This window comes from Nocardioides donggukensis (genome assembly GCF_014842875.1).
Taxonomy (GTDB): domain Bacteria; phylum Actinomycetota; class Actinomycetes; order Propionibacteriales; family Nocardioidaceae; genus Nocardioides; species Nocardioides donggukensis.
The window spans coordinates 144,668-169,827 of the sequence record NZ_JACYXZ010000004.1 but is presented as its reverse complement, the minus strand read 5'-3'; the positions used below and the strand labels follow the sequence as shown (position 1 = coordinate 169,827).

Here is a 25,160-nt window from a genome sequence, read left to right as displayed (position 1 = left end):
TCAGATCCGCACGAGGCCGTTCGGCGTCTGGATGTGCGCGGCGATGATGCCGGGGGTGCCGTTCGGGGCCACCCACTCGACCTTGACGTCCTCGAGCGGCTCCTCGACGGTCTGCCCCAGCCACTCGCTCACGCGGTGCGGGTCGCCCGCGATCTCGAGGCAGGCCAGGGCGTAGTCCGGCGAGCCGCCGGCGCTGGGGTGGTCCTCGTCGGCGCACAGCCACTGCACGAAGAACGGCAGCTGCGGGTCGGAGATCAGCCCGTTGACGCCGAGCTGCTTCCAGCACAGCTCCTTGCCGTCGGGCCGGTGCCGGTTGCCGTCCACGGCCTCGCGACCCAGCCGCGCCTCCAGGGGCACGATGTCGTCGACGGCCACGACCCAGCCGAGCCAGCCGCCACCGAGGGCGGACCTGGCGCGGACGGCCTGGCCGAAGGGCGCCTTGTCCGAGGCCGGGTGGTCGAGCACCTCCACCACCTCGAGATAGGTGCCCTGGGTCAGCGGCAGGATCATGTTCCTGGTGCCGAATCGGGGGTGGATGCCGCCGTCGAGGAATCCGGTGCCGAGCAGGTCCCCGAGCCTCTGAGCGGTACCGGCCAGCCCGTCGGGTCCGGCCGCGAAGGAGAGATGATCCAAGCGCATGTCAAGCATTGTGAACTCCGGCGGATGACCGGCGGACATCGGGGTCGGGTCTCTTGACGTCGAGAGGGTTTGGCCGGGGTCGGGGCCCGCGGGCGCGCTCAGGCGGGGTCGGCCGGATGCCGCGCCAGCGCCGAACGGGACCGCAGGTGGGCCTCGCAGTGCTCGGCCAGGGCGGCGTACCCGGCCTCGCCCATCAGCTCGGTGAGCTCGGCGGCGTTGGTGACGAACAGCGGCTCCAGGGCGACGTGCGCCTCGGTGTTCGCGGTGCAGTACCAGTCGAGGTCGTGGCCCCCGGCCCCCCACCCGCGGCGGTCGTACTCCGCGATCGAGACCTCGGTGTACTCGGTGCCGTCGGGGCGCTCCACGTCGCGGTAGCTGCGGCGGATCGGCAGCTGCCAGCAGACGTCGGGCTTGGTCTCGAGCGGGTGCCGGCCCTGGCGGAGCGCGAGCCCGTGCAGGGCGCAGCCGGCGCCGCCGGGGAAGTCCGGGCCGTTGTGGAAGATGCAGGCGCCGTCGACCGTGCTGGTCTTGCGGGCGCCCTCCTCGTCGGTGGTCACCCAGCGCCTGCCGCGGCCCTGCGCCCGGTGCTCCCAGGTGTCGTCGTCGAGCTGCGCCACGAAGCCGGCCACCCGGCGCTCGTCGGCCTTGTCGCTGAAGTGCGCCCCCAGCGTGCAGCAGCCCACCCCCGGGGCGTCCGCGTAGATGCCCGGACAGCCCTGCCCGAAGATGCAGGTGTAGCGGGAGGTGAGCCACGTGAGGTCGCAGCGGAACACCTGGTCGGCGTCGGCCGGATCGGTGAACTCGATCCAGGCGCGGGGGAAGTCGAGGTCCACTTCAGGCACTCGCCCACCCTACGTGGGGATACCGTGGGGACCCATGAGGCCCTGGCTGCACGGCGGGGACACGAGGCCGCGATGAGGCTGGGTGTTCTCGACATCGGATCCAACACCGGACACCTGCTCGTCGTGGATGCGCACGGTGGCGCCGCGCCCCTGCCCGCGTTCTCGCACAAGGCGCCCCTCCGGCTCGCCGAGCACCTCGACGACGACGGCGCGGTGACGCGGGCCGGCATCGACGCGCTCGCCGAGTTCACCGCCGAGGCCCTCGTGGTGGCCGAGGACAAGGGGTGTGAGGAGATGCTCGCCTTCGCCACCTCGGCGGTCCGCGACGCGGTGAACTCCGACGCCGTGCTCGAGCACGTGCGCGACCGCACCGGGGTCGCGCTGGAGGTGCTCTCCGGTGAGGACGAGGCCCGGCTCACGTTCCTGGCGGTGCGCCGCTGGTTCGGCTGGTCGGCCGGCCGGCTGGCGGTCTTCGACATCGGCGGCGGGTCGCTCGAGATCGCGGCCGGCAAGGACGAGGCGCCGGACGTCGCCTGGTCGTTGCCGCTGGGCGCCGCGCGGCTGGCCCGGGAGCACTTCCGAGGGGGTCCGCCCGGCGACGAGGAGCTGCGCGGCATCCGCCGTCAGATCCGCGCCGACATCGCCCGCGACGCCGGCCACCTGCTGCGTCCGGGCGCCCCGGACCGGGCGGCGGCGACCTCGAAGACGTTCCGCTCCCTGGCCCGGATCTGCGGCGCACCCCCGTCCGGTGACGGTCCGCTGGTGCCGCGCACCCTGCCGGCCGAGGGACTGCGGGAGCGGCTCCCCCAGCTGAGCGCCATGTCGCGCGAGGAGCTGGCCGACCTGCCGGGCGTCTCGTCCAGCCGCAGCCACCAGATCGTGCCCGGTGCCCTGGTGGCCGAGGCGGTCATGGACATCTTCGACCTGTCGGCCCTCGAGATCTGCCCCTGGGCGCTGCGTGAGGGCGTCATCCTCGAGCGCTTCGACCGGCTCGGCTTCATCAAGCCGCACATCCGCGACCTCACCGGGGACGGAACGGACGGGGCCGAGCCGGACGCATGAGCCCCCTGATCGGACTCTCCACCGCCTCGGTCTACCCCGAGTCGACGGCGCACGCCTTCACCTACGCCGCCCGGCTGGGGTACGACGCGATCGAGGTCATGGTGGGCATCGACTCGCTCAGCCAGCAGACCTCGGCCCTGAAGCAGCTCGCCGAGCACCACGGCGTACCCATCTGCGCGGTGCACGCCCCGTGCCTGCTCATCACCCAGCGGGTGTGGGGCACCGACCCCTGGGGCAAGCTGGAGCGCTCGGCCGAGATGGCGCAGGAGGTCGGCGCGGACGTCGTCGTCGTGCACCCGCCGTTCCGCTGGCAGCGCGACTACGCGCGCGAGTTCGTGCAGGGCATCGAGGGGCTGGAGAGCTCAACCGGCATCGCGTTCGCGGTCGAGAACATGTACCCGTGGCGGGCCACGGCGCGCCGCGGCATGGAGGTCTACCTGCCGGGCTGGGACCCCTCCGAGGAGGAGTACGCCAACGCCACGATCGACCTGTCGCACTCCGCGGTCGCGCAGTCCGACCCGGTCGCCATGGCCCGACGGCTCGGGCCGCGGCTGCGGCACCTGCACCTGACCGACGGGAGCGGGTCTGCCAAGGACGAGCACCTGGTGCCGGGTCGCGGCACCCAGCCGGCGGCCGAGCTGCTCCGGCACCTGGCGTCCGTGGACTTCTCCGGGCACGTCGTGGTGGAGATCAACACCCGCCGGGCCGGCACGTCGGAGCAGCGGCTCGACGACCTCGCCGAGTCGCTCGCCTTCACCCGGCAGCACCTGGCCGTGGGGGCGCCGGGGTGACCGAGACGCGGGCCGGTCACGAGGGGCGCGGCGCTCCGGCCGGGCGGCGGTCCGGGCCGGGCCGGCGGCCGGGCTCGCCCGACACCCGGGCGACGATCCTGGCGGCCGCCCGCGGGCTGTTCGCCGAGCGCGGGTTCGCGGGGACCACGGTCCGGGCGGTGGCCGGCGACGCCGGTGTCGACGCCGCACTGGTGCACCACTACTTCGGCACCAAGGCGGACCTGTTCGTGGCCGCCATGGAGGTGCGGGTGGACCCCCGGACGGCCGTGGCCCCGGTCATCGAGGGCGGCGTCGACGGCGCCGGCGAGCGCCTGGTGCGGGTGCTGCTCTCGGTCTGGGACGACGAGGAGAGCCGGCTGCCGCTGCTGACGCTGTTCCGCGGGGTCGGGGACCCGCACGGGCAGCGGCTGCTCCGGGACGGGCTGATGCGCATGGTCCTCGGCCCGGTCGGCTCCGGCCTGGGCCTCGACCAACCCGACCGCCGGATGGCCCTGGTCGCCAGCCAGCTGTTCGGGATGGTGGCGATGCGGTACCTGCTGGTGGTCGAGCCGCTGGCCTCGATGCCGGCCGAGCAGCTCGTGGCGACGTACGCGCCGATCATCCAGCACTACCTGGACGCCCCCCTGCCGTGACTCTGCCGTGACCCTGCGCTGACCCTGCCCCGACCCCGACCCCGAGCGCTGCGCGCGCTGCGCGCGCTGCCTCACTCCCCCTCCCGAACTCGGGGGTTGCGTCGGCATGCCCGCGAGGAGCATAATTCAACACATGATGAATAACGTTGAGAGTCGGACCACGGCGGACGCCGTGGTCGTCGAGGACCTCCGGGTGGTGCGCGGGGGGAAGCCGGTGCTGCCGTGCCTCTCGTTCTCGATCCCGGTCGGACAGGTGACCGGTCTGCTGGGGCCCTCCGGGTCCGGCAAGACCACGCTGATGCGGGCCCTGGTCGGGGTGCAGAAGGTGGCGGCCGGCCGGGTCGAGGTGCTCGGCCAGCCGGCCGGGTCGGCCCCGCTGCGCCGCCGGCTGGGGTACGTCACCCAGGCCGCGAGCGTGTACGACGACCTGACCGTGCGCGAGAACCTGCGCTTCTTCGCGCGGGTGCTCGACGCCGATCCCGATGCCGTCGAGCGCAGCATCGCGGCGGTCGACCTCGGCGAGGCGGCCGACCGGATCGTCTCCCGGCTCAGTGGCGGGCAGCGCTCCCGGGTCAGCCTGGCCGTGGCGCTGCTGCGGCAACCGGAGGTGCTGGTGCTCGACGAGCCGACCGTCGGCCTCGACCCGGTGCTGCGCCGGGACCTCTGGCAGCTCTTCCACCGGCTGGCCGACGCCGGCAGCACCGTGGTGGTCTCCAGCCACGTCATGGACGAGGCGGAGCGCTGCGACCGGCTGCTGCTGATGCGGGAGGGTCGGATCATCGCCGACGGCACCCCGGCCGGGATCAAGCAGCAGGCCGGGTCCGACGACATCGAGCAGGCCTTCCTCCACCTGGTCGAGGCGCACGCCGGGAGCGCGGCATGAGCCCCCGGGTCACCCTCGCCGTCGCCGGCCGGGTGCTCACCCAGCTGCGCCGCGACCACCGCACGATGGCGATGCTCCTGGTGCTGCCGGTGCTGCTGATGAGCCTGCTCTGGTGGATGTTCGAGGCGCTGCCGGGGGACACCTTCGACCGGGTCGGACCGGCCCTGCTGGCGATGTTCCCGTTCATCATCATGTTCCTCGTGACCAGCGTGACCACGCTCCGCGAGCGGGGGAGCGGCACCCTCGAGCGGCTGCTGTCGATGCCGCTGGGCAAGGGCGACTTCCTCCTCGGCTACGCCCTCGCCTTCGGGCTGGTCGCGGCCGTGCAGTCGGTGCTGGCGGTCTCGGCGAGCGTGCTGCTGCTCGGCCTGGAGATCCAGGGGCCGGTGGTGCTCCTGACGGTGGTCGCCGTCGCTGACGCCGTGCTCGGGACGGCGCTCGGGCTGCTGGTGAGCGCGTTCGCGCAGACCGAGTTCCAGGCCGTGCAGTTCATGCCGGCGCTGGTGATCCCGCAGATCCTGCTGTGCGGCCTGTTCGTCCCGCGGTCCGGCCTGCCCGACGTGCTGGGGGCGATCAGCGACGTGCTGCCGCTGTCCTACGCGGTCGACGCGATGCGGCTGCTGACCGCGACCTCGGACACCGGCGAGGTGTGGAACGACCTGCTCGTGGTGTGCGCGTTCGCGGTCGGCTCGCTGGTCCTCGGCGCGGCGACCCTGCGTCGGCGTACCGCCTAGGGGAGGGGTGCGTAACCTGTGGTCGGAGCCCGTCGGCACCGACCACGGGTGAACGGAAACGCACCTCAGGGAGAACCATGTCGTTGCTGCGCCAACCGCTGCTGCTCCTCGCCCGCAGCGATCGGGTGAAGAAGCTGGTCAGCACCATGCCGGTGTCCTCCGGCATCGTCGCCGGCTACGTGCCCGGCGAGTCGACCGAGGCCGCCGTGGAGGCCACCGCCGAGCTGGTCGAGGAGGGCCTCACGGTCACCCTCGACTTCCTGGGCGAGGACACGCTGGACGTGGCGCAGGCCGACGCGACCGTGGCCGAGTACGTCGGGCTGCTCGAGCAGCTGGCCGCCCGCGGCCTGGCCAGGGGAGCCGAGGTGTCGCTGAAGCTGAGCGCGGTGGGGCAGGCGCTGCCCGACGGCGGGCACAAGATCGCCCTGGAGAACGCCCGGACCGTGTGCCGTGCGGCTCGCAACGCCGGGACCACGGTCACCCTCGACATGGAGGACCACACCACCACCGACTCGACGCTGGCGATCCTGGCCGAGCTGCGCAAGGACTTCCCCGAGACCGGCGCGGTGCTGCAGGCGTACCTCTACCGGACCGAGGACGACTGCCGGCGCCTCGCCCACGAGGGCTCCCGGGTCCGGCTCTGCAAGGGCGCCTACGACCAGCCGGAGTCGGTCGCCTACCAGGACCGGCTCGACGTCGACAAGTCCTACGTCCGCTGCCTCAAGGTCCTGCTCGGCGGCAGCGGCTACCCGATGATCGCCACCCATGACCCGCGGATGGTCGCCATCGCCTCCTCGATCGCCGCCGACAAGCAGCGCGAGAAGGGGACCTACGAGTTCCAGATGCTCTACGGCATCCGGCCCGACGAGCAGCGCCGGCTCGCGGCCGCCGGCGAGAGCGTCCGGGTCTACATCCCCTACGGTCAGGAGTGGTACGGCTACCTCATGAGACGTCTGGCCGAGCGTCCGCAGAACCTGTCATTCTTCGTGAAGTCCCTGGTGTCGAAGAAGTAGCCCCCGCGGCAGCCGATCAAGGAGATAGGGCTCGATGACCGAACGCACCTCGCAGACCGCGATCCTCGGCGCCGGTGTCATGGGCGAGACGCTGCTCTCGGGCCTGGTGCGGGCCGGCCGCCGGGTCGACAACCTGCTCGTCGGCGAGAAGCGCGGCGAGCGTGCCCGCGAGCTCGAGGACCGGTACGGCGTCGCGGTCGTCTCGAACGTCGAGGCCGCCCAGAAGTCCGACACCCTGGCGGTGGTGGTCAAGCCCCAGGACATGGGCGACCTGCTCGACGAGGTCGCCCCGCACCTGCGCCCCGGCCAGCTCCTCGTGTCGCTGGCGGCCGGGGTGACGACCGCCTACATCGAGTCCCGCGTGCCGGAGGGGGTGGCGGTGGTCCGGGTCATGCCGAACACCCCGGCCCTCGTCGACGAGGGCATGGCGGCGATCTCCCCGGGCTCGCACTGCGACGAGTGGCACCTGGCCGAGGCCGAGGCGCTGATGGCCTCGGTCGGGAAGGTGCTGCGGATCCCCGAGCGTCAGCAGGACGCGGTCACCGCGATCAGCGGCTCCGGTCCGGCCTACATCTTCTTCGTCGTCGAGTCGATGATCGAGGCCGGCGTGCACCTCGGCCTGCCCCGGGCCACGGCCACCGACCTGGTCGTGCAGACCGTGGTCGGCTCCGGCGTGATGCTGCGCGAGACCGGCACCCACCCCACCGTGCTGCGCGAGCAGGTCACCTCGCCGGGCGGCACCACCGCGGCCGCGTTGCGGGAGCTCGAGGTGCACAAGGTCCGGGCGGCGTTCCTGGCCGCCATGGAGGCGGCGCGGGACCGGTCGCGGGAGTTCGCGGAGGGCTCCTGAAGCAGGCGGCGCCGCCGGGCCCCGTACCGCGGCCCGGCCATACTGGGCCGATGCAGACCTATCGCACGCCCGACGACCGGTTCACCGACCTCGAGGACTTCCCTTGGGAGCCGCGCTACGCCGACGTGGCCGACCCGGACGGCGGGACCCTGCGGATGGCCTGGGTGGAGGCCGGTCCCGCGGACGGGCCGGTGGCGCTGCTGCTGCACGGTGAGCCGACCTGGTCCTACCTCTACCGGAAGGTGCTGCCCGTGCTGGCCGAGGCCGGGGTGCGGGCGATCGCCGTCGACCTGGTCGGCTTCGGCCGCTCCGACAAGCCGCTGGCGACCGAGGACCACAGCTTCGCCCGGCACGTCGAGTGGACCCGGGAGCTGGTGCTCGACCACCTCGGCCTCGACGAGGTCACCCTCGTCGGCCAGGACTGGGGCGGGCTGATCGGGCTCCGCCTGGTCGCGGAGAACCCGGACCGGTTCTCTCGCGTCGTGGCCGCGAACACCGGGCTGCCCACCGGCGACTTCGACATGCCCCCGATCTGGTGGTCCTTCCGCGAGGCCGTGGTCACCGCCGAGTCGCTGGACGTCGCCCGGCTGGTGGAGGCGGGCTGCGTCCGCGGGCTCGACGACGCCGCCAGGTCGGCGTACGACGCGCCGTTCCCGGACGAGGCCGCCAAGGCCGGGCCCCGGGTGATGCCGACGCTGGTGCCGACCGGCACCGACGACCCGGCCACCGAGGCGAACCGGGCCGCCTGGGAGGTGCTCACCGCGTGGGAGAAGCCCTTCCTCACCGCCTTCAGCGACAGCGACCCGATCACCGGGGCCATGGCACCGGTGCTCCGCAAGCTGGTCCCCGGCACCCGCGACCTCGAGCACCCCACCCTCGAGCGCGCCGGCCACTTCCTCCAGGAGGACGCCGGCGAGGAGCTCGGCCGGGTCATCGCCGCCTTCGTCCTTGCTCGATAGTCCACGAAGTTCGAGTCGCGATCCGCCCGATCGAGCGACTCGAACTTCGTGGACTATCCGGGTCGTACTAGCGTTCTGGACATGTCAGCAGGGTGCGGGCCGTCGACGGTGATCCACGACGCCTCGCTGACCGACTACGACTTCGGCCCCGAGCACCCGATGTCGCCGGTCCGGGTCGACCTCACGATGCGGCTCGCCGAGGACCTGGGCGTCACCGCTGCGAGTGACGCGGACGGCGGGTTGCGGACGGTGCCCGCGCCGCTGGCCACCGAGGACCAGATCGCCAGCGTCCACGACCCCGCCCTCATCGAGGCGGTGACCCGCATGGGGGCCGACCCGAGGGGCGCCGACCCGCGCTTCGGCCTCGGCTCCGAGGACAACCCGGTCTTCGCGCGGATGGACCGGGCCGCGGCGCACGTGACCGGGGCGACGCTCGAGGCGTGCCGACAGGTCTGGACCGGTGCCAGCGTCCACAGTGCCAACATCACCGGTGGTCTGCACCACGCGATGCCGTCGCGGGTGAGCGGGTTCTGCATCTACAACGACATCGCGGTCGGCATCCGGTGGCTGCTCGACCAGGGGGTGGAGCGGGTGGCGTACGTCGACGTCGACGTGCACCACGGCGACGGTGTCGAGCGGATCTTCTGGGACGACCCCCGGGTGCTCACGGTCTCCCTGCATGAGACCGGACAGGTGCTGTTCCCGGGCACCGGCTTCCCCCGGGACCTCGGCGGGAGGCAGGCCGCGGGCACCGCGGTGAACCTCGCGCTGCCGCCCGGGACCGCCGACGCCGGCTGGCTGCGGGCCTTCCACGCCGTCGTGCCGCCCCTGCTGCGCGAGTGGCGGCCGCAGGTGCTGGTCACCCAGCACGGGTGCGACTCCCACCAGGACGACCCGCTGGCCCACCTGATGCTGACCGTGGACGGCCAGCGTGCCGCCTACCTGGCCCTGCACGACCTGGCGCACGAGCTGTGCGAGGGCCGGTGGGTGGTCACCGGCGGGGGCGGCTACTCGCTGGTCCAGGTCGTGCCCCGCGCCTGGACGCACCTGCTGGCGATCGTCGGCGGCCGGCCCCTCGAGCCGGGCCTGGAGACCCCCGCGTCGTGGCGGGAGCACGTCCGCCGGCTGGGGCGGGTCCCGCCGCACCGGATGACCGACGGACGCCGGCCGGCGTACCGGGACTGGGCCGAGGGGATGAACCCCGACATCGCACTGGACCGGGCGATCCACGCCACCCGGACCGAGGTGTTCCCGCTGCACGGGCTCGACCCCTGGCCGTGAGCCCGCGAGAACTGGGGCTGACCCGGCCACGTGAGCGTGGTAGACACGGTTCAAACCCTAGAAAGTACACAATCAAGCGACACGCCGGAGCAACACAGACATTTTTCTGTCCACTCTTCCCCACGAGTCACACAAGGCTCTATCCTCGGCAGAGCGAGGCACGTGGGTCATTGACGGGGAGTCAGGGCGTGCCGCCAGAAAGTTGTGGTGTGGCATGGCAAGCTCCGGCGACATCTCCGAGGTGAAGTTCCTGACCATCGCCGAGGTCGCATCGACGATGCGGGTCTCGAAGATGACGGTCTACCGCCTGGTGCACAACGGCGAGCTGCCGGCAGTGCGGGTGGGGCGCTCCTTCCGGGTGACCGAGAAAGACGTCAACGACTACCTCCAGCGCAGCTTCTTCGACGCCGGCTGACCGGCCCGCTCCCCACCCGGTCCCGTTCCGGCCCGTTCCGGCCCGCCCGGCCCGTCCGTGCCTCCGCGCCGCGCTCGCGCCGCGCTCGTACGCCGCCCGGAAGCCGGTCGGCATCGGTCAGCATCCGGTCGGCCGAGGGTCGCATGCTGGTCGTTCGACCGCGGGTTTCGGCTGCCCACCCCTGTCCGGATAGGCTGTGCCGGTCCTGCGGACTCCGAGCTTCCGCGGGACCACACGCTCTGGAAGGGTGAACCGTGGGATCTGTCATCAAGAAGCGCCGCAAGCGCATGGCCAAGAAGAAGCACCGCAAGCTGCTGAAGAAGACGCGCGTCCAGCGTCGCAAGCTCGGGAAGTAGTCACACGGAGCAGGGGGAGCCGGCTTCCGTGACCTGGAGGGTCCCGTGATCGGAACGGGCAGAGTCGTCCTCGTCACCGGGGTCTCGCGAGACCTCGGGAGGCGTTTCGCGCGCGCGCTCGCCGGCGACCCCGACGTCAGTCGGGTGATCGGCGTCGACGTGGTGCCTCCCCACGGCGACATGGGGGCGGTCTCGTTCATCCGGGCCGACATCACCAGCCCGGTCATCGCCAAGGTCATCGCCAAGGAGGACGTCGACACCGTCGTCCACATGAGCGTGATCGCGACCCCGAACAACGCGGGTGGTCGCACGTCGATGAAGGAGCTCAACGTCATCGGCACCATGCAGCTGCTCGCCGCCTGCCAGAAGGCACCCGGCCTCCGGCAGCTGGTGGTGAAGTCGACGACCACGGTCTACGGCGCCAGCAGCCGCGACCCGGCGATGTTCACCGAGACCATGGACCCCAAGCGGCTCCCCAGGTCCGGCTACGCCAAGGACGCCTTCGAGGTGGAGGCCTACGTGCGCGGGTTCGCCCGGCGCCGGCCCGACGTCGACGTCACCGTCATCCGGGCCGCGAACGTCGTCGGCCCCGCCGTGCACAGCCCGATCACGGAGTACTTCCGGATGCCGGTCATCCCGCGGGTGCTCGGCTTCGACCCCCGGATGCAGCTCCTGCACGAGCGCGACCTGCACGGTGTGCTGCGGCACGCCGTCCACGCCCGGGTCCCCGGCACCTACAACGTCGCCGGCGACGGCGTGATCGTGCTCTCGCAGGCGCTGCGCCGGCTCGGCCGGGCCTCGGTGCCGATGCCGGGGCCGGTGCTCGGCAGCCTGGGCGGCCCGCTCCGCCGGGCCGGACTGGCCGACCTCTCGCCCGAGCTGCTGGCGTTCCTGACCTACGGTCGGGGGGTGGACACCACCCGGATGCGCAGCGAGCTGGGCTTCACCCCGACCCACTCCACGGCCGAGGCGCTCGCGGATCTCGGCACCTCGGTGCCGCCCGGGCTGCTGGCCCCCGGCCGCGCGACGTCCCCGGACACGGTCCTGGCCGGCCTGTCGCGGTCCCTGTCCCGGACCCCCTCTGGCACACCGTCCCGCACCCCGGTAGGTGAGACCCATGGGTGACGCCGACGTGATCCCGATCGGCACCCGCGGGCGACCCGGGCGCGGCTCGGGCAGGAAGCGCCCGTCCTCGGCCGCGCGCGACCTGGTCCCCCAGGCCCGGCGCGCCAAGCCGGCCGCGCCGAGCGATCCCGACGAGTCGACCCGGCCCGATGCCGGGCCCGTCGCCGGTCCGGTCACTGGGCCCGCCGCCGGGCCCGACGGCCCCACGCCCACTCCGGCTGGGCCGACGGGGGGCACCAGCACGACCAGTGCCGTCGAGCGCGGGCCCGGAGCCGGGATCCCCGTCGGCGACTGGCTGAGCGCCTTCCAGCGCGCCGCCGTCGAGGTCTTCGGTGACGCCTGGGAGCCGAGACTGGCCCAGTTCCTCGCGTTCCTGCGCCGCCGGCTCACCGGCGAGTACGTCGTCGACGAGTACGGCTTCGACGCCGAGCTGACCGAGCGGTTCTTCGTCGCCGCGTTGCGGCCGATCGCCGAGAAGTGGTTCCGGGTGGAGGTGCGCGGCCTCGAGAACATCCCCACCGAGGGTGGCGCGCTCGTGGTCTCGAACCACTCCGGCACCGTGCCGCTCGACGGCTTGATGACCATGGTCGCCATCCACGACCACACGGGCCGGTCGCTGAGGCCGCTCGGCGCGGACCTGGTCTTCAAGCTCCCGGTCGTGAGCGGCCTGGCCCGGAAGGCCGGCGCCACGCTCGCCTGCGGGGACGACGCGGAGCGGATGCTCTCCGGCGGCGAGCTCGTGGGCGTCTGGCCCGAGGGCTTCAAGGGCATCGGCAAGCCGTACGCCGACCGGTACAAGCTGCAGCGCTTCGGTCGCGGAGGGTTCGTCGGCGCGGCCCTGCGCACCGGCGTGCCGATCGTGCCCCTGTCGGTCGTGGGCGCCGAGGAGATCTACCCGCTGGTGGGGAACATCCCCTCGCTCGCCCGGCTCCTCGGGGTGCCCTACATCCCGATCACGCCGTTCTTCCCGCTGCTCGGTCCGCTGGGCATGGTGCCGCTGCCGTCCAAGTGGCTGCTCGAGTTCGGCGAGCCGATCCGCACCGACGAGTACGACGAGCACGCGGCCGAGGACCCGATGCTGGTGTTCAACGTGACCGACCAGGTGCGGGAGACGATCCAGCAGACGCTCTACCAGCTGCTGATGCGGCGCAACTCGGTCTTCGGCTGAGCCGCTGCTGCGCAGGGCTCAGTCGCCGAGCAGCCCGTCGTCGCCGGTGAGCGGGTCCAGCAGCGGGTCGACGACGGGGTCGAGGACGTCGTCGACCTTCCCCTTGCCCTTCTTGCCCTTCTTCTCGCCCGAGTCCTGGTCCTTGTCCCCGGACCCGGTCAGCAGGTCGGTCAGGTCGCGCACGATCGGCGCGTCCCGCACCTCGGGAGCGTCCGCCCCGCCGCCGCCACCGCCGTCGTCGCCGCCGACGCTCGGCTGCTGGTCCTCGAGGACCTCGTCCGGCTGCACCTCCGAGCCGTCGCCCCGACCGCCGTCTCCGCCACCCTGGGGGGCGAGGACCGGGTCGGGCGCCACGACGACGTCCTGACCGTCCGGGCCGACGGCCGTCATGAACGCGGCCGGGACCTCGTCGATGCCACCACCGCAGGTGGGGCAGGCGGCCCGGGCCCGCTCGTCGATGGTGACCAGGACGAGCGCGGCGTTGTTCAGGGCCGCCCGGGCGCTGGCCGGCACCTGGGCGTCGAGCCGGGCGAGGGTGTCCATGCTCTCGGCGGTGAAGTCGCGCAGCTCGACGACCGGGTCCTGGTCGCCGGTCTCGGCGTAGTCGGCGAGCACCTCGTCCGCGGCCTCGCCGGCCTGGGCCGAGAAGTCGTCCAGCGCGTCGGGCAGCGCGGCGTAGCCCTCGGCCGAGCCGCTGGCGGCGACCTCGGCGACCTCGGCCAGCCGGTCGGAGGCGAGGTCCAGCATGCGCGCCGCGCGGGCCTCGCCGTCCGGCTGGAGCGTGGTCTGGGCGGTCTCGAGGGCCCGCTTGATCGGGTAGAGGGCATCGCCGGGGAGGGCGGACTGGGAGGCGACGGCGATCGAGGACCCGGCACCCACGAGGGCGATGGCGCCGGCGGCCACGGCGAAGCGCCGGTCCCGCCGGGTCCGGCTCGTGCTCGGCAGGCTCAGTCGGGTGTCCACCTGGTCAAGCACGAGGTCGGCCTCGACGAGCAGGCGCGAGCGCAGGTCGGCGACGAAGTCGGGCCGAGGTGTGGGCGCGGGTGCGGCCCGCATCGCCTGCACCAGTGCGACGAGGTCGGCGTGCCGGTCGGGGCGCTCGGCGTCCACCGGGCCGGGTGTGCCCCCGTCGATGCGGGCGGCGAACTCCTCGGCCCTGCGCCGAGCCGGCAGCACGGGGGTCATCGCGTCGTTCCTGTCAGGTCCGTGATCGTGCCGCCCCGGCCCAGGTCCCCGGTGTGGTGCGGCTCCAACACCCGGACAAACGACCGGAGGACGCCGGAGGTTACGGGCTCGCGCTGAGGACTCATCACTCCCGCAACCCCTCGGGGAGCAGCTTGGCGAGGTTGCGCACGCCGCGCAGCTGGAGCTGCTTGACGGCGCCGTCGGAACGTCCGAGGACCTGTGCCGTCTCGGCGATGCTCATGCCCTGCAGGAACCGCATGATCAGGCACTCCTGCTGCTCCTTGGGCAGCTCCTGGAGCGAGGTCAGCAGGACCTCGTTCGTGAGCGCTGAGAGCACGGTGTTCTCGGGCCCCTCGGTGGCGTCGTCGTGCAGGCCCATGTCCTCGGTGGTCTGCTCCAGCCGGGTGCGCCCGGCCTTGAAGTGGTCCGTGGTGAGGTTCCGGGCGATCGTCATCAGCCAGGCGCCGAAGTCCTTGCCCTGCCACCGGAAGTTGTTCATCGACCGCAGGGCGCGGAAGAAGGTCTCGGAGGCGAGATCCTCGGCCAGGGTCTGGGACCGGGTCCGGTAGAACAGGAAGCGGTAGACCGACGGGTGGTAGTGGTCGAAGAGGAGGCCGAATGCCTCCTTGTCCCCGCCCCGGGCCAGCTCGACCAGGGCGATCAGGCGCTCCCGGTCGGCCTCGTCGTCCTCGGAGGAGACGGCCAGGTCCGCGTCGTCGTGCTCGGGACCGGGGGACTGGGCCGGGACCTCGGGGGCGGTCCGGGTGCGGCCACGGGGAGCGGCCTCGCCCAGGGCGAGACCGGCGCCGGTCGTGCCCGCCGCGGCGGCGGCCGGCTCGGAGAGGAGCACCTCGACGACGGCATCGCGCAGGGCGTCGAGCCCACGCGCGATCTCGTGCCGATGCCAGACCATCCCAGCGCAACCCTCCCGAGCCCTCCCATGGGGCTACCCAAGGGTAGGCACATCGACCCACTGTGGGAATGGCAATGCGTAGTTTCGGTGCTCGTGGGGCGCGTGAGGTCCGGGCCGCGGCTCGGACGTGACCGGCCTCACTGTGCCGCTCCGAGGCTCAGCGCAGGCGACGCCGGACCGCCGCGGCGGCGGCGATCGAGCCGGTGGCCGCCCCGGCCACGGCGCCGGTCAGCAGCCCGACCCGGGCGGCCTTCCGGCCGGTCCGGTAGTCGCGCACCCGCCACCCCTGGGCGCGGGCATGGGCGCGCAGCCGGGCGTCGGGGTTGATCGCGCAGGGATCGCCGACCATGGCCAGCATCGGGAGGTCGTTGTAGGAGTCGGAGTAGGCCGAGCACCGGCTCAGGTCCAGCGACTCGCGGGCGGCCAGCGCGCTGACCGCCTCGCCCTTGGCGGGCCCGTGCAGCATGTCGCCGACGAGCAGCCCGGTGTAGACCCCGTCGACGTGCTCGGCCACCGTGCCCATCGCGCCGGTGAGCCCGAGGCGGCGGGCGATGATCTGGGCGATCTCGATCGGGGCGGCCGTCACCAGCCAGACCCGCTGCCCCTGGTCGAGGTGGAGCTGGGCGAGCGCCCGGGTGCCGGGCCAGATCCGGTGCGCCATGGCCTCGTCGAAGATCTCCTCGCCGAGGTCCTCCAGTTCGGCGACGGTGTGCCCGGCGATGAAGCCCAGCGCCGAGGTCCGGGCCTCGGCCACGTGCTCGGGGTCCTCGACCCCGACGAGCCGGAAGTAGGCCTGCTTGTACGCCGCGCCGAGGATGTCGCGGGTGGTGAAGAACTTCCGCCGGTGCAGGCCGCGGGCGAGGTGGAAGATGCTGGCGCCCTGCATGATCGTGTTGTCGACGTCGAAGAATGCCGCGGACGTCGGGTCGGCCGGGATGTCGAGCGCGGTCTCGACCTCGGCCGCCGCGGCGGCCGCCTCCCCGGCCAGTGTCGACCGCCGGCGCAGGTCCACCGGCCGGGCGCTGCGGGGCTGGCCCGCCCTCCTGGGCTGCGCCGCCGTCGCCGGCTTCGCTGACGTCTCGGGGGCCACCTGGCCAGCCTAGCGGTGTGGGAGTATGCCGCCCATGGGGAACTCCGTCGCGGACCTGCTGACCGCGGCTGCCACGGACCAGCCCACGGGGCTCGCGCTGGTCGAGGCCGAGGGCGGGCGCCGGCTGACCTGGTCGGCGCTGGACGCCGAGGTGGACCGGGTCGCGGGTGGCTTCGGCGCTGCGGGGATGGTCGCCGGCTACCGGGTGATGATCGTGCTCGGCAACCGCCTGGAGTTCGTGAGCAGCTACCTCGGGGGGCTGCGCGCGCAGCTGGTGACGGTGCCGGTCAACCCGCGCTCCACGCCGGGCGAGCTCGCCCGAATGATGGCCGACTCCGGGGCCCGCATGGTGGTCACCGACCGGGCCGGCGCGGGCGCCGTCCGCGACGCGCTGGAGCTGCTCGCGCAGGGCCGGGACGGGTCCGACGTCGATCACGCCCCGGTCGGGGACCCGCCGAGAGTGGTCGTGGTCGAGGGTGGGGCCGAGCCCGGCGAGCTGTCCTGGCACGAGCTGGTCTCCGGCTCGGACCGGCCGCCGCCGCCGCTGCAGGACCCGGAGTCGCTGGCGGCCCTGCTCTACACCAGTGGTACGTCGGGCCGGCCGCGCGCCGCGATGCTCACCCACCGGGCGCTCCTGGCCAACATCGAGCAGGTGGCCGCCGTCCGGCCGCCCATGCTCGCGGCCGACGACGTGGTGCTCGGCGTGCTCCCGCTGTTCCACGTCTACGGGTTGAACGCGGTCCTGGGCGGCACCCTGCGCCAGCAGGCCCGGCTGGTGCTCGCCGAGACGTTCGAGCCGCAGGGCACGCTCGACCTGATCGAGGACGAGGCGATCAGCGTCCTCCCGGTCGCGCCGCCGGTCTTCGCGCACTGGCTGCCCGTGGAGGACCTGGCCGAGCGCCTGGGGCCGGTGCGGATCGTCCTGTCCGGGTCGGCCCCGCTCCCTCCAGAGGTCGCGGAGTCCTTCACCGGGCGGACCGGGATCCCGGTGCACCAGGGCTACGGCCTGACCGAGGCCGCCCCGGTGGTCACCTCCACCCTGTGCAGCGGCGAGCCGGACGCCCGATCGGTCGGGGCGGTGCTCCCCGGCATCGAGGTGCGGCTCGTGGACGAGGACGGGCACCCGACGGAGGGGGCCGACCCCGGCGAGATCCGGGTCCGGGGCAGCAACCTCTTCTCCGGGTACTGGCCCGACGGCGCCGCCGGCCCGGACCCGGAGGGCTGGTGGTCCACCGGCGACGTGGGCTTCCTCGACGCGGTGGGCGACCTGTACCTCCTCGACCGGCGCAAGGAGCTCGTGATCGTGTCCGGCTTCAACGTCTACCCCGTCGAGGTCGAGGAGGTCATCGGCGAGGTCCCGGGCGTCTCGGCCACGGCCGTGATCGGGGTCGCCGACGACGCCACCGGCGAAGCGGTGGTGGCCTACGTGGTCCCCGTCGAGCCGCATCCCGAGGGGGAGGCGGCCCTGCGCGACGCCGTACTCGCGCACTGTGCCGACCGGCTGGCGCGGTTCAAGCGGCCGACGGTGCTGCACCTGGTCGACGAGCTGCCCTACACGGTGACCGGCAAGGTCCAGAAGGGGCGGCTGCGCGCGGTCGAGCGGCGTCGCGAGCTGGGGTTGCTGGAGTGACCCCCGTCGGGCGAGGGGCTCCGCGGGTCACGCTCTACAGCCGGCCCGGGTGCCACCTGTGCGACGAGGCCAGGCTCGTGGTCGAGCAGGTCTGCGCCGAGCTGGGGGAGGCCTACACCGAGGTCGACGTCGACGGTGACGCCGCGCTGGCCAGGCGCTACGGCGAGGAGGTCCCGGTGACCTTCGTCGACGGGCGCCAGCACGACTTCTGGCGGGTCGACCCGACCCGGCTCCGGGCCGCCCTGGGTGGTCCGGGAGCCTCCGGCGGCGCCTGACCCGACCCCGCATCGGGTGGTCCGGGTCACATGTGCTAGCCACCGGGCACGCTCAGTTTGTTCTCCCGTTCACAAACTCCTACAGTGAACTGGCCGTGCGGCCCTGCACCCGCCAACCCCGCCGGGACAGGCGCATGCCGCACGGATTTCGGAGACGAGACAGTGACTTCGCGGACACCCGCCGGCGAGACCCCCACCGGGGTCGTGCGCGCCGACGGTCTGCGATCGCCGGTCGGGCACGCCGACGTCCCGGCCCGCCCGGGGCGCGAGATCCCCGAGGCCACCGTGGCCCGGCTTCCCGTCTACCTCCGGGCGCTGACCGCGCTCGTCGACGGCGGCACCGCGACCTGCTCGAGCGAGGAGCTCGCCGGTGCGGCCGGGGTCAACAGCGCCAAGCTCCGCAAGGACCTCTCCTACCTCGGCTCCTACGGCACCCGGGGCGTGGGCTACGACGTCGACTACCTGCGCTACCAGATCGCCCGCGAGATCGGCCTGACCCACGACTGGCCGGTCGTGATCGTGGGCATCGGCAACCTCGGCCACGCCCTGGCCAACTACTCCGGCTTCCGCAGCCGCGGCTTCCGGGTGGTCGCCCTGCTCGACGCCGCCACGACCCGGCACGAGGAGCTGGTGGCCGGGCTGGAGGTGCGGCCCTTCGACGAGCTCGAGGACATCGTCGGCACCCAGTCGGTCGCCATCGGTGTCATCGCCACCCCGGCGGTGGCCGCCCAGGACGTGGCGGACCGGATGGTCGCGGCCGGGATCACCAGCATCCTGAACTTCGCGCCGACCGTGCTCTCGGTGCCCGACGGGGTGGACGTCCGCAAGGTCGACCTGTCCATCGAGCTGCAGATCCTCGCCTACCACGAGCAGCGCAAGACCGGGCAGCTCCCGACGGAAGGGGCGAGCGCATGAGCGTGCTGGTCGTGGGGATCTCCCACAACACCGCCCCGGTGCCGGTCCTGGAGCGGATCGCCCTCGACGGCGAGGGCGTGGTCAAGCTCATCGGCGAGGTCGTCGGCTGCGAGCACGTCACCGAGGCCACCGTGCTCTCCACCTGCAACCGGCTCGAGATCTACGCCGACGTGGACCGCTTCCACGGGAGCGTGGAGGCCCTCTCCCGCCTGCTGTGCGGACGAGCCGACGCGGGGCCGGGGGACGCGACGAGCGAGCTGCTGCCCTACCTCTACGTGCACTACGACGACGGTGCGGTCTCGCACCTCTTCCACGTGGCCGCCGGCCTCGACTCGATGGTCGTCGGCGAGGGCCAGATCCTGGGACAGACCCGCGAGGCCCTGCGGCTGGGCCAGGAGCTGGCCTCGGTCGGGCCGGCGCTGAACAGCCTCTTCCAGCAGGCGCTGCGGGTCGGCAAGCGCTCGCACGCCGAGACCGACATCGACCGAGCCGCACCCTCACTGGTCACCGCCGCGCTGGACCGGGCGGTCGAGGTCGTCGGTCCGGTCGCCGGCAAGCGGGTGCTCGTGGTCGGCGCGGGGGCGATGGCCTCCCTGGCCGTCGCGACCGCCTCGCGCCTGGGTGCCGGCGAGCTGGTCGTGCTCAACCGGACGCAGGGCCGCGCCGAGCGCCTGGCCGGGGAGTACGACGCCCGCTCGCTGCCGCTGAGCGCCCTCCCCGAGCAGCTGGAGCGGGCCGACCTGGTGATCTCGTGCACCGGCGCCACCGGCGTGGTCGTCACCGCCGACCAGGTGGCCGCCGCGCGGGCCGGGGTGGACCGCCCGCTCGCGATCCTCGACCTGGCGCTGCCGCACGACGTGGACCCCTCGGTGGGCGACCTGCCGGGGATCAGCGTGATCGACCTGCGCCGGCTCGCCGACGAGCTGCGCGACACCGACGCCGGCCGCGAGGTGGTCGGCGTACGACTCATCGTCGGCCAGGAGATCGCGGCCTTCGTCTCCGCCCGCCGGCAGGCCAGCGTCACCCCCACGGTCGTCGCCCTGCGCAGCATGGCCACCGGGGTGGTCGACGCCGAGATCGAGCGCCTGGTGACGCGGCTGCCCGACCTCGACCCGGCGGCCCGGGCCGAGCTGGAGCAGACCGTCCGCAGGGTGGCCGACAAGCTGCTGCACCAGCCCACGATCCGGGTCAAGGAGCTGGCGAACGAGGCCGGTGCGGTCTCCTACGCCGCGGCGCTGGCCGAGCTGTTCGCGCTCGACCCGGACGCCGTCGACGCCGTGACCCGGCCGGAGGGGATGGCATGAGCACACCCCTGCGGATCGGCACCCGCGCCTCGCTCCTCGCCCGCACCCAGGCCGGGACCGTGGCCGACCTGGTCTCGGCCCGGCTCGGTCTCGACGTGGAGCTGGTCGAGATCAGCACCCAGGGCGACCGGAGCTCGGCGCCGCTGGCCACCCTCGGCGGCACGGGCGTGTTCGTCAGCGCCCTGCGGGACGCGGTGCTCGACGGCCGGGTGGACCTGGCCGTGCACTCGCTCAAGGACCTCCCCACCGCCCCGGCCGAGGGGATCGCCCTGGCGGCGGTGCCCCCGCGCGAGGACCCCCGCGACGCGCTCGTGGCCCGGGACGGGCTCACCCTCGGCGAGCTGCCGCCCGGCAGCGTCGTGGCGACCGGATCGCCGCGGCGGGTCGCCCAGCTCGGCGCGCTGGGTCTGGGCCTTGAGGTCACCGGCATCCGCGGGAACATCGACACCCGGCTCGGCCGGGTCGCCGCCGGTGACGTGGACGCCGTCGTGCTGGCCCGAGCCGGACTGGCCCGGATCGGCCGCCTCGACCTCGTCACCGAGGTCATCGATCCCCTGCAGATGCTGCCCGCGCCGGGCCAGGGCGCCCTGGCCGTGGAGTGCCGGGCGGTGGACACCGAGCTGCACGCCCGGCTCGGCGAGCACCTGCAGGACCCGGCCGCCCGGGCGGCGGTCGACGCCGAGCGGGCGGTGCTCGGCACGCTCGAGGCGGGCTGCTCGGCCCCGGTCGGGGCCCTGGCCGAGGTGGCCGAGGGCGAGGACGGGCTCGAGGTGTGGATCCGGGCAGTGGTCCTCGCCGCCGACGGCTCGGTCGAGATCCGACGGTCCGCGACCGGACCACTGACAGAGGCCGCCAAGGTCGGCACCCGGTTGGCGGCCGGGATGCTCGACGAGGGCGCCGACGAACTGATGAACCCACCAGCTAGAAGGCAGCAGGCATGACTGGACGAAAGACCAAGACCACTTCCGGCACCACCTCCTCCGGGACGGCCTCGGCGACACCCGCCCGGACCATGGGATGGGTCGCGTTCGTCGGCAGCGGACCGGGGGACCCGGCGCTGCTCACCGTGCGCGCGGTCGACCTGCTCCGGGAGGCCGACGTCGTCGTCACCGAGCTGCCCGAGCACGCCGGCCTGGTGCGGACGGTCCTGGGGCTCCCCGAGCCGCGGACCGTCGTCGACGAGGACGGCAACGAGACGACCGAGGCCGAGGGCCCCGAGCTCGTCGACGGCGGGTTCGGCCAGGACGGCCAGCCGCTCACCCATGCCTCGCGCGCGAAGGTCGTGGTCAAGCACGCCAAGCGCGGCATGCGGGTGGTGCGGCTCATGGGCGGCGACCCGTTCCTCTACGCCTCCGGGCCCGAGGAGGCCCAGGCCTGCGCCAAGGCCGGCATCGGGTTCGAGATCGTGCCCGGCATCTCCTCGGTGACCGCGGTGCCCGCCTACGCCGGCATCCCGCTCACCACCAAGACCAACCGGGACGTCGCCGTGGTGACCTGCGGCGAGCGGGTCGACTGGAGCCGCTTCGCCGACGACCGGACCCTCGTGCTGCTCTCCGCGGTCGGGTCGATCTCCGAGATCGCGCGGGCCCTCGTCGAGGCCGGGCGGCCCGGCACCACCCCGGTGGCGATGACCTCGACCGGCACCACCACCGAGCAGGTCACGGTGCGCTCCACGCTCGACTCGATCGGCGCCGACGCGCGGGCCGCCCGGATGGCGCCCCCCGCGATCACCGTCGTCGGCGACGTCGTGGACCTGCGCGAGGCGCTGTCCTGGTTCGAGACCAAGCCGCTGTTCGGGTGGCGGGTGCTGGTGCCGCGCACCAAGGAGCAGGCCGGGTCGCTGACCAGCCGGCTGCGCGGGTACGGCGCGGTGCCCGAGGAGGTGCCGACGATCTCGGTCGAGCCGCCGCGCAACCCGCAGCAGATGGACAAGGCCGTGCGTGGCCTGGTCGAGGGCCGCTACGAGTGGATCGCGTTCACCTCGGTCAACGCGGTCAAGGCGGTCCGCGAGAAGTTCGAGGAGTACGGCCTCGACGCGCGCGCCTTCTCCGGCCTCAAGATCGCGGCGGTCGGGGAGAAGACCGCCGCCGCCATCGCCGCGTGGGGACTGCGGGCCGACCTGGTGCCCTCCGGCGAGCAGTCCGCGGCCGGGCTGCTGGCCGACTGGCCGCCGTACGACGACGTGCTCGACCCGATCAACCGGGTGTTCCTGCCGCGGGCCGACATCGCCACCGAGAACCTGGTGGCCGGGCTGATCGACCTCGGCTGGGAGTGCGACGACGTCACCGCCTACCGCACGGTGCGGGCGACGCCGCCGCCGGCCCCGACCCGCGACGCGATCAAGTCCGGCAAGTTCGACGCGGTGCTGTTCACCTCGTCCTCGACGGTGCGGAACCTGGTCGGGATCGCCGGCAAGCCGCACACCTCCACCGTCATCGCGGTCATCGGGCCGGCCACGGCCAAGACCGCCGAGGAGCACGGCCTGCGGGTCGACGTCATGGCACCGAACCCGTCGGTCGAGGAGCTGGTCGAGGCCCTGGCCGACTTCGGCTCGGCCCGCCGGTCCTCCCTGGTCGAGGCCGGTCAGCCGGTCACCAGGCCCTCGGAGCGCAAGGCGTCCACCCGGCGCAAGGCCACCTCGAGCTGAGCTCGGGCACCGGCATGGAGATCCCCACGGTGCGGCCACGTCGGCTGCGACGGACCCCGGCGCTGCGGGGGCTGGTCGCGGAGACGTCGCTGGCCCCCCGGCAGCTGGTGCTGCCGCTGTTCGTGCGCGAGGACGCCGACCGGCCGCGGCCGATCGGCTCCATGCCGGGCGTCGTCCAGCACACGATGGACTCCCTGCGCGCCGCCTGCACCGAGGCCGCCGAGCTCGGCCTGGGCGGCGTGATGCTGTTCGGGATCCCCGCGACCAAGGACGCCACCGGGTCCGGTGCCCTCGACGAGGCCGGCGTCCTGAACCGCGCCATCGCCGCGGCGAAGGGCGAGGTCGGCGACGCGACCACGGTGATGAGCGACCTGTGCCTCGACGAGTTCACCGACCACGGCCACTGCGGGGTGCTCGACGCCGACGGAGCGGTCGACAACGACGCGACGCTGGCGATCTACGCCGACATGGCCCGGGCCCACGCCGCGGCCGGGGTCGACCTGGTCGGCCCGAGCGGGATGATGGACGGTCAGGTCGCCGTGATCCGCGAGGCGCTCGACGCGCAGGGCGGCACCGACGTCGGCATCCTGGCCTACTCCGCGAAGTACGCCTCGGCGTTCTACGGCCCGTTCCGGGAGGCGGTGGACTCCTCGCTCACAGGCAACCGGCGCGGCTACCAGCAGGACGCCGGCAACGCCCGGGAGGGCGTCCGCGAGGCGTTGCTCGACGTCGCCCAGGGCGCCGACATCGTCATGGTGAAGCCGGCCCTGGCCTACCTCGACGTCGTCCGCCGGGTGCGCGACGCGGTCGACGTGCCGGTCGCGGCCTACAACATCTCCGGCGAGTACGCCATGGTCGAGGCGGCCGCCGCCCGGGGATGGATCGACCGTGAGGCGGCGATCCTGGAGACCCTCACCTCGATCCGCCGGGCCGGCGCGGACGTCGTGCTGACCTACTGGGCCGCCGAGGCCGCCCGGCTGCTCCGCGCCTGACCCCACACCGGAGCAGCCGCTCGGCAGGAGTCAGGCTCGGGCGACGATCAGCCCAGCAGCGAGGCGACGATGCCCGAGACCGCGCTCTGGGCCTCGCTCTGCTTGGTGCCCTCGAGCCGGTTGGCGCACTGGTTGACCAGCAGGTCGGTGACCAGGACCGTCTTCGAGGCCAGCTCGTCGCGGCAGAGCACCTTCGCCTCGGCCAGCGTCACCAGGTCCACGACCGGCTTGGTCGGGTTCTTGACCGTCTCCTTGACCGGCTCCTTGACCTTCTCGACCGGGTCGTCGTTGTCGGCGACGGCGGGCGGCGGCGTGGTCTCGGTCGGCTGCTCCTGCGTGGACTCGGCCGGCTGTCCTGAGCCGCTGCCGCCCGACGAGGTCTGGGGGCCACGCGTCGCGGTGCCCTGGCCGGGCTTGCTCGCGGGCTGGAGCACGGGCCGACGGAAGTCGTAGTCCGGGGTGAAGGTCACCGCGGAGGTGGTGCTGTTCGGCACCTGGGTGAAGTCGCCGGACATGTAGGCGTCCATGATGCTCAGCACCAGGTCGACGTACCGGTCGGAGTGGTTGTAGCGGAAGACCGCCTCCCGACGGCCGGCGTCGGTGGCCAGGTCGTCGTCGCCCGAGCACAGGTAGACCGCGGTGCCGAGGGCGGCGTCGTCGATGTCCTGCGGGTTGCGCTGGGAGTCGCCGTCGGCGTCCACGCCCACGACCGACCAGGTCGAGGGGATGAACTGCATCGGGCCGACCGCGCGGTCCCACTTGGCGTCGGAGTCATACTGCCCGGCGTCGGTGTCGCGGATCGCCTGGGTGTTGTTCTTGCCGTTGAGGGGGATGCCGTAGATGCCGGGACGGGAGACCCCGTCGGTGCCGAGCGAGTTCCCGCCGTAGCGGCCGTGGTCGGACTCGACCCGGCCGATGGCCGCGACCAGCTGCCAGCTCAGGTTGCAGGCCGGGTCGGCGGCGTTGATGACGGTCTCGGCGCGCTGGTAGGCCGCGAGCGCGGCCGAGGGGATGCCGTTGGTGGATGCGGAGGAGACGATCTGCTCCGCGGAGCCCTTGGGCACGCCGAGCCCGATGCTGCCGGGCCGGGTGTAGCTCGCCGGGTCCTCGATGGCCTCGGTGGGGACGGTGGTGCCGTCCGGCAGCGTCGTCGACCCGTCGGAGGCGCTGGCGAGCGTGGCTCCGCCCACCCCGGCCAGGCTGGCCGTCCAGGCGGTGGACAGCAGGGCGAGCGGCACCAGGGTGACCGCCTTCTTGACCGGACCGAATCGCTGACTCATCTGGTGCTCTCTCCCCACTCCTCGACGTGACCTGCGGCTCCCTCAAGCCCAGGCACCCGGGTTAACGAAGTGTGTCACGGTGAGTTACGTCGCGCGTCCGCGATGTGATCACCGTCTCGCCGGGGCAGTGTGCCCGCACCTCACCCCGGTGAAACGTCCGGTCTGGTCCGGTATGCGGT

General features: G+C 73.2%; 26 protein-coding genes. 20 read left to right on the top strand and 6 right to left on the bottom strand.

Annotated elements, in window-relative coordinates:
- Both IE331_RS14565 and IE331_RS14560 read right to left on the bottom strand, forming a co-directional pair.
- A complete protein-coding gene (locus tag IE331_RS14565; RefSeq protein ID WP_192144185.1) occupies positions 1-639 on the bottom strand; it encodes a VOC family protein in 639 nt (212 codons plus the stop codon).
- 98 nt (positions 640-737) lie between these two features.
- Entirely contained in the window at positions 738-1,481 is a 744-nt protein-coding gene (locus tag IE331_RS14560; protein ID WP_192144184.1) for a hypothetical protein, read from the bottom strand.
- 72 nt (positions 1,482-1,553) lie between these two features.
- Here IE331_RS14560 and IE331_RS14555 point away from each other — a divergent pair, with 72 nt between their 5' ends.
- From IE331_RS14555 to IE331_RS14495, 13 genes are all read left to right on the top strand, one after another.
- Complete coding sequence (locus IE331_RS14555; protein WP_192144183.1) at positions 1,554-2,543, top strand: Ppx/GppA phosphatase family protein; 990 nt, start codon at positions 1,554-1,556, stop codon at positions 2,541-2,543.
- Positions 2,540-3,334 (top strand): sugar phosphate isomerase/epimerase family protein, encoded by a 795-nt coding sequence (locus IE331_RS14550; protein ID WP_192144182.1) that lies wholly within the window; start codon positions 2,540-2,542, stop codon positions 3,332-3,334. Before IE331_RS14555 ends, IE331_RS14550 begins: the two co-directional genes overlap by 4 nt.
- Positions 3,331-3,966, top strand: a complete 636-nt coding sequence (locus IE331_RS14545) for a TetR/AcrR family transcriptional regulator (RefSeq protein ID WP_192144181.1) — start codon at positions 3,331-3,333, stop codon at positions 3,964-3,966. The genes IE331_RS14550 and IE331_RS14545 overlap by 4 nt, the downstream gene beginning before the upstream one ends.
- A 133-nt stretch (positions 3,967-4,099) precedes the next feature.
- Positions 4,100-4,849, top strand: coding sequence for an ABC transporter ATP-binding protein (locus IE331_RS14540; RefSeq protein ID WP_201931811.1), 750 nt, complete (start codon positions 4,100-4,102; stop codon positions 4,847-4,849).
- The gene (locus tag IE331_RS14535) at positions 4,846-5,583 is read left to right on the top strand and encodes an ABC transporter permease (protein WP_192144179.1); all 738 of its coding nucleotides are present in this window, start codon (positions 4,846-4,848) and stop codon (positions 5,581-5,583) included. The genes IE331_RS14540 and IE331_RS14535 overlap by 4 nt, the downstream gene beginning before the upstream one ends.
- Before the next feature lie 77 nt (positions 5,584-5,660).
- The gene (locus IE331_RS14530; RefSeq protein WP_201931810.1) at positions 5,661-6,596 is read left to right on the top strand and encodes a proline dehydrogenase family protein; all 936 of its coding nucleotides are present in this window, start codon (positions 5,661-5,663) and stop codon (positions 6,594-6,596) included.
- A gap of 34 nt (positions 6,597-6,630) precedes the next feature.
- Entirely contained in the window at positions 6,631-7,446 is an 816-nt protein-coding gene (gene proC / locus IE331_RS14525; protein ID WP_192144178.1) for a pyrroline-5-carboxylate reductase, read from the top strand.
- A 50-nt stretch (positions 7,447-7,496) separates the two neighbouring features.
- Complete coding sequence (locus tag IE331_RS14520; RefSeq protein ID WP_192144177.1) at positions 7,497-8,405, top strand: haloalkane dehalogenase; 909 nt, start codon at positions 7,497-7,499, stop codon at positions 8,403-8,405.
- An 81-nt stretch (positions 8,406-8,486) separates the two neighbouring features.
- On the top strand, positions 8,487-9,686 hold the full coding sequence (locus IE331_RS14515) for an acetoin utilization protein AcuC (protein ID WP_192144176.1): 1,200 nt from the start codon (positions 8,487-8,489) through the stop codon (positions 9,684-9,686).
- 214 nt (positions 9,687-9,900) lie between these two features.
- Positions 9,901-10,101: a helix-turn-helix domain-containing protein gene (locus IE331_RS14510; RefSeq protein ID WP_192144175.1), complete on the top strand. Its 201-nt coding sequence runs from the start codon at positions 9,901-9,903 to the stop codon at positions 10,099-10,101.
- A 254-nt stretch (positions 10,102-10,355) separates the two neighbouring features.
- Entirely contained in the window at positions 10,356-10,457 is a 102-nt protein-coding gene (locus IE331_RS14505) for a 30S ribosomal protein bS22 (protein ID WP_008356322.1), read from the top strand.
- A gap of 45 nt (positions 10,458-10,502) precedes the next feature.
- A complete protein-coding gene (locus IE331_RS14500; RefSeq protein ID WP_192144174.1) occupies positions 10,503-11,582 on the top strand; it encodes an NAD-dependent epimerase/dehydratase family protein in 1,080 nt (359 codons plus the stop codon).
- Positions 11,575-12,750: a 1-acyl-sn-glycerol-3-phosphate acyltransferase gene (locus IE331_RS14495; protein ID WP_192144173.1), complete on the top strand. Its 1,176-nt coding sequence runs from the start codon at positions 11,575-11,577 to the stop codon at positions 12,748-12,750. The genes IE331_RS14500 and IE331_RS14495 overlap by 8 nt, the downstream gene beginning before the upstream one ends.
- An 18-nt stretch (positions 12,751-12,768) precedes the next feature.
- Here IE331_RS14495 and IE331_RS14490 read toward each other — a convergent pair whose 3' ends face one another.
- The 3 genes from IE331_RS14490 to IE331_RS14480 all read right to left on the bottom strand — a co-directional run bounded on the left by IE331_RS14490 (position 12,769) and on the right by IE331_RS14480 (position 15,938).
- The gene (locus tag IE331_RS14490; protein WP_192144172.1) at positions 12,769-13,935 is read right to left on the bottom strand and encodes a DUF5667 domain-containing protein; all 1,167 of its coding nucleotides are present in this window, start codon (positions 13,933-13,935) and stop codon (positions 12,769-12,771) included.
- A gap of 124 nt (positions 13,936-14,059) precedes the next feature.
- Complete coding sequence (locus IE331_RS14485; RefSeq protein ID WP_192144171.1) at positions 14,060-14,848, bottom strand: sigma-70 family RNA polymerase sigma factor; 789 nt, start codon at positions 14,846-14,848, stop codon at positions 14,060-14,062.
- Positions 14,849-15,005: 157 nt separating this feature from the next.
- Positions 15,006-15,938, bottom strand: coding sequence for an HAD family hydrolase (locus IE331_RS14480; RefSeq protein ID WP_192144170.1), 933 nt, complete (start codon positions 15,936-15,938; stop codon positions 15,006-15,008).
- Positions 15,939-15,972: 34 nt separating this feature from the next.
- Here IE331_RS14480 and IE331_RS14475 point away from each other — a divergent pair, with 34 nt between their 5' ends.
- The 7 genes from IE331_RS14475 (at position 15,973) to hemB (ending at position 23,701) form a co-directional block, all read left to right on the top strand.
- Positions 15,973-17,568 (top strand): class I adenylate-forming enzyme family protein, encoded by a 1,596-nt coding sequence (locus IE331_RS14475; protein ID WP_192144169.1) that lies wholly within the window; start codon positions 15,973-15,975, stop codon positions 17,566-17,568.
- Positions 17,565-17,843: a glutaredoxin family protein gene (locus IE331_RS14470; protein WP_192144168.1), complete on the top strand. Its 279-nt coding sequence runs from the start codon at positions 17,565-17,567 to the stop codon at positions 17,841-17,843. Before IE331_RS14475 ends, IE331_RS14470 begins: the two co-directional genes overlap by 4 nt.
- 219 nt (positions 17,844-18,062) lie before the next feature.
- Entirely contained in the window at positions 18,063-18,758 is a 696-nt protein-coding gene (locus IE331_RS14465; RefSeq protein WP_192144310.1) for a redox-sensing transcriptional repressor Rex, read from the top strand.
- The gene (locus tag IE331_RS14460; protein WP_192144167.1) at positions 18,755-20,062 is read left to right on the top strand and encodes a glutamyl-tRNA reductase; all 1,308 of its coding nucleotides are present in this window, start codon (positions 18,755-18,757) and stop codon (positions 20,060-20,062) included. Before IE331_RS14465 ends, IE331_RS14460 begins: the two co-directional genes overlap by 4 nt.
- On the top strand, positions 20,059-21,003 hold the full coding sequence (gene hemC, locus IE331_RS14455) for a hydroxymethylbilane synthase (protein ID WP_192144166.1): 945 nt from the start codon (positions 20,059-20,061) through the stop codon (positions 21,001-21,003). The genes IE331_RS14460 and hemC overlap by 4 nt, the downstream gene beginning before the upstream one ends.
- A 71-nt stretch (positions 21,004-21,074) precedes the next feature.
- The gene (locus IE331_RS14450) at positions 21,075-22,709 is read left to right on the top strand and encodes a bifunctional uroporphyrinogen-III C-methyltransferase/uroporphyrinogen-III synthase (RefSeq protein ID WP_404821752.1); all 1,635 of its coding nucleotides are present in this window, start codon (positions 21,075-21,077) and stop codon (positions 22,707-22,709) included.
- Between the two features lie 14 nt (positions 22,710-22,723).
- Complete coding sequence (gene hemB / locus IE331_RS14445; protein WP_192144164.1) at positions 22,724-23,701, top strand: porphobilinogen synthase; 978 nt, start codon at positions 22,724-22,726, stop codon at positions 23,699-23,701.
- Positions 23,702-23,748: 47 nt separating this feature from the next.
- On the opposite strand, the gene IE331_RS14440 is transcribed toward hemB, so the two are convergent.
- On the bottom strand, positions 23,749-24,981 hold the full coding sequence (locus tag IE331_RS14440; RefSeq protein WP_192144163.1) for a lytic transglycosylase domain-containing protein: 1,233 nt from the start codon (positions 24,979-24,981) through the stop codon (positions 23,749-23,751).
- Positions 24,982-25,160 lie beyond the last annotated feature (179 nt).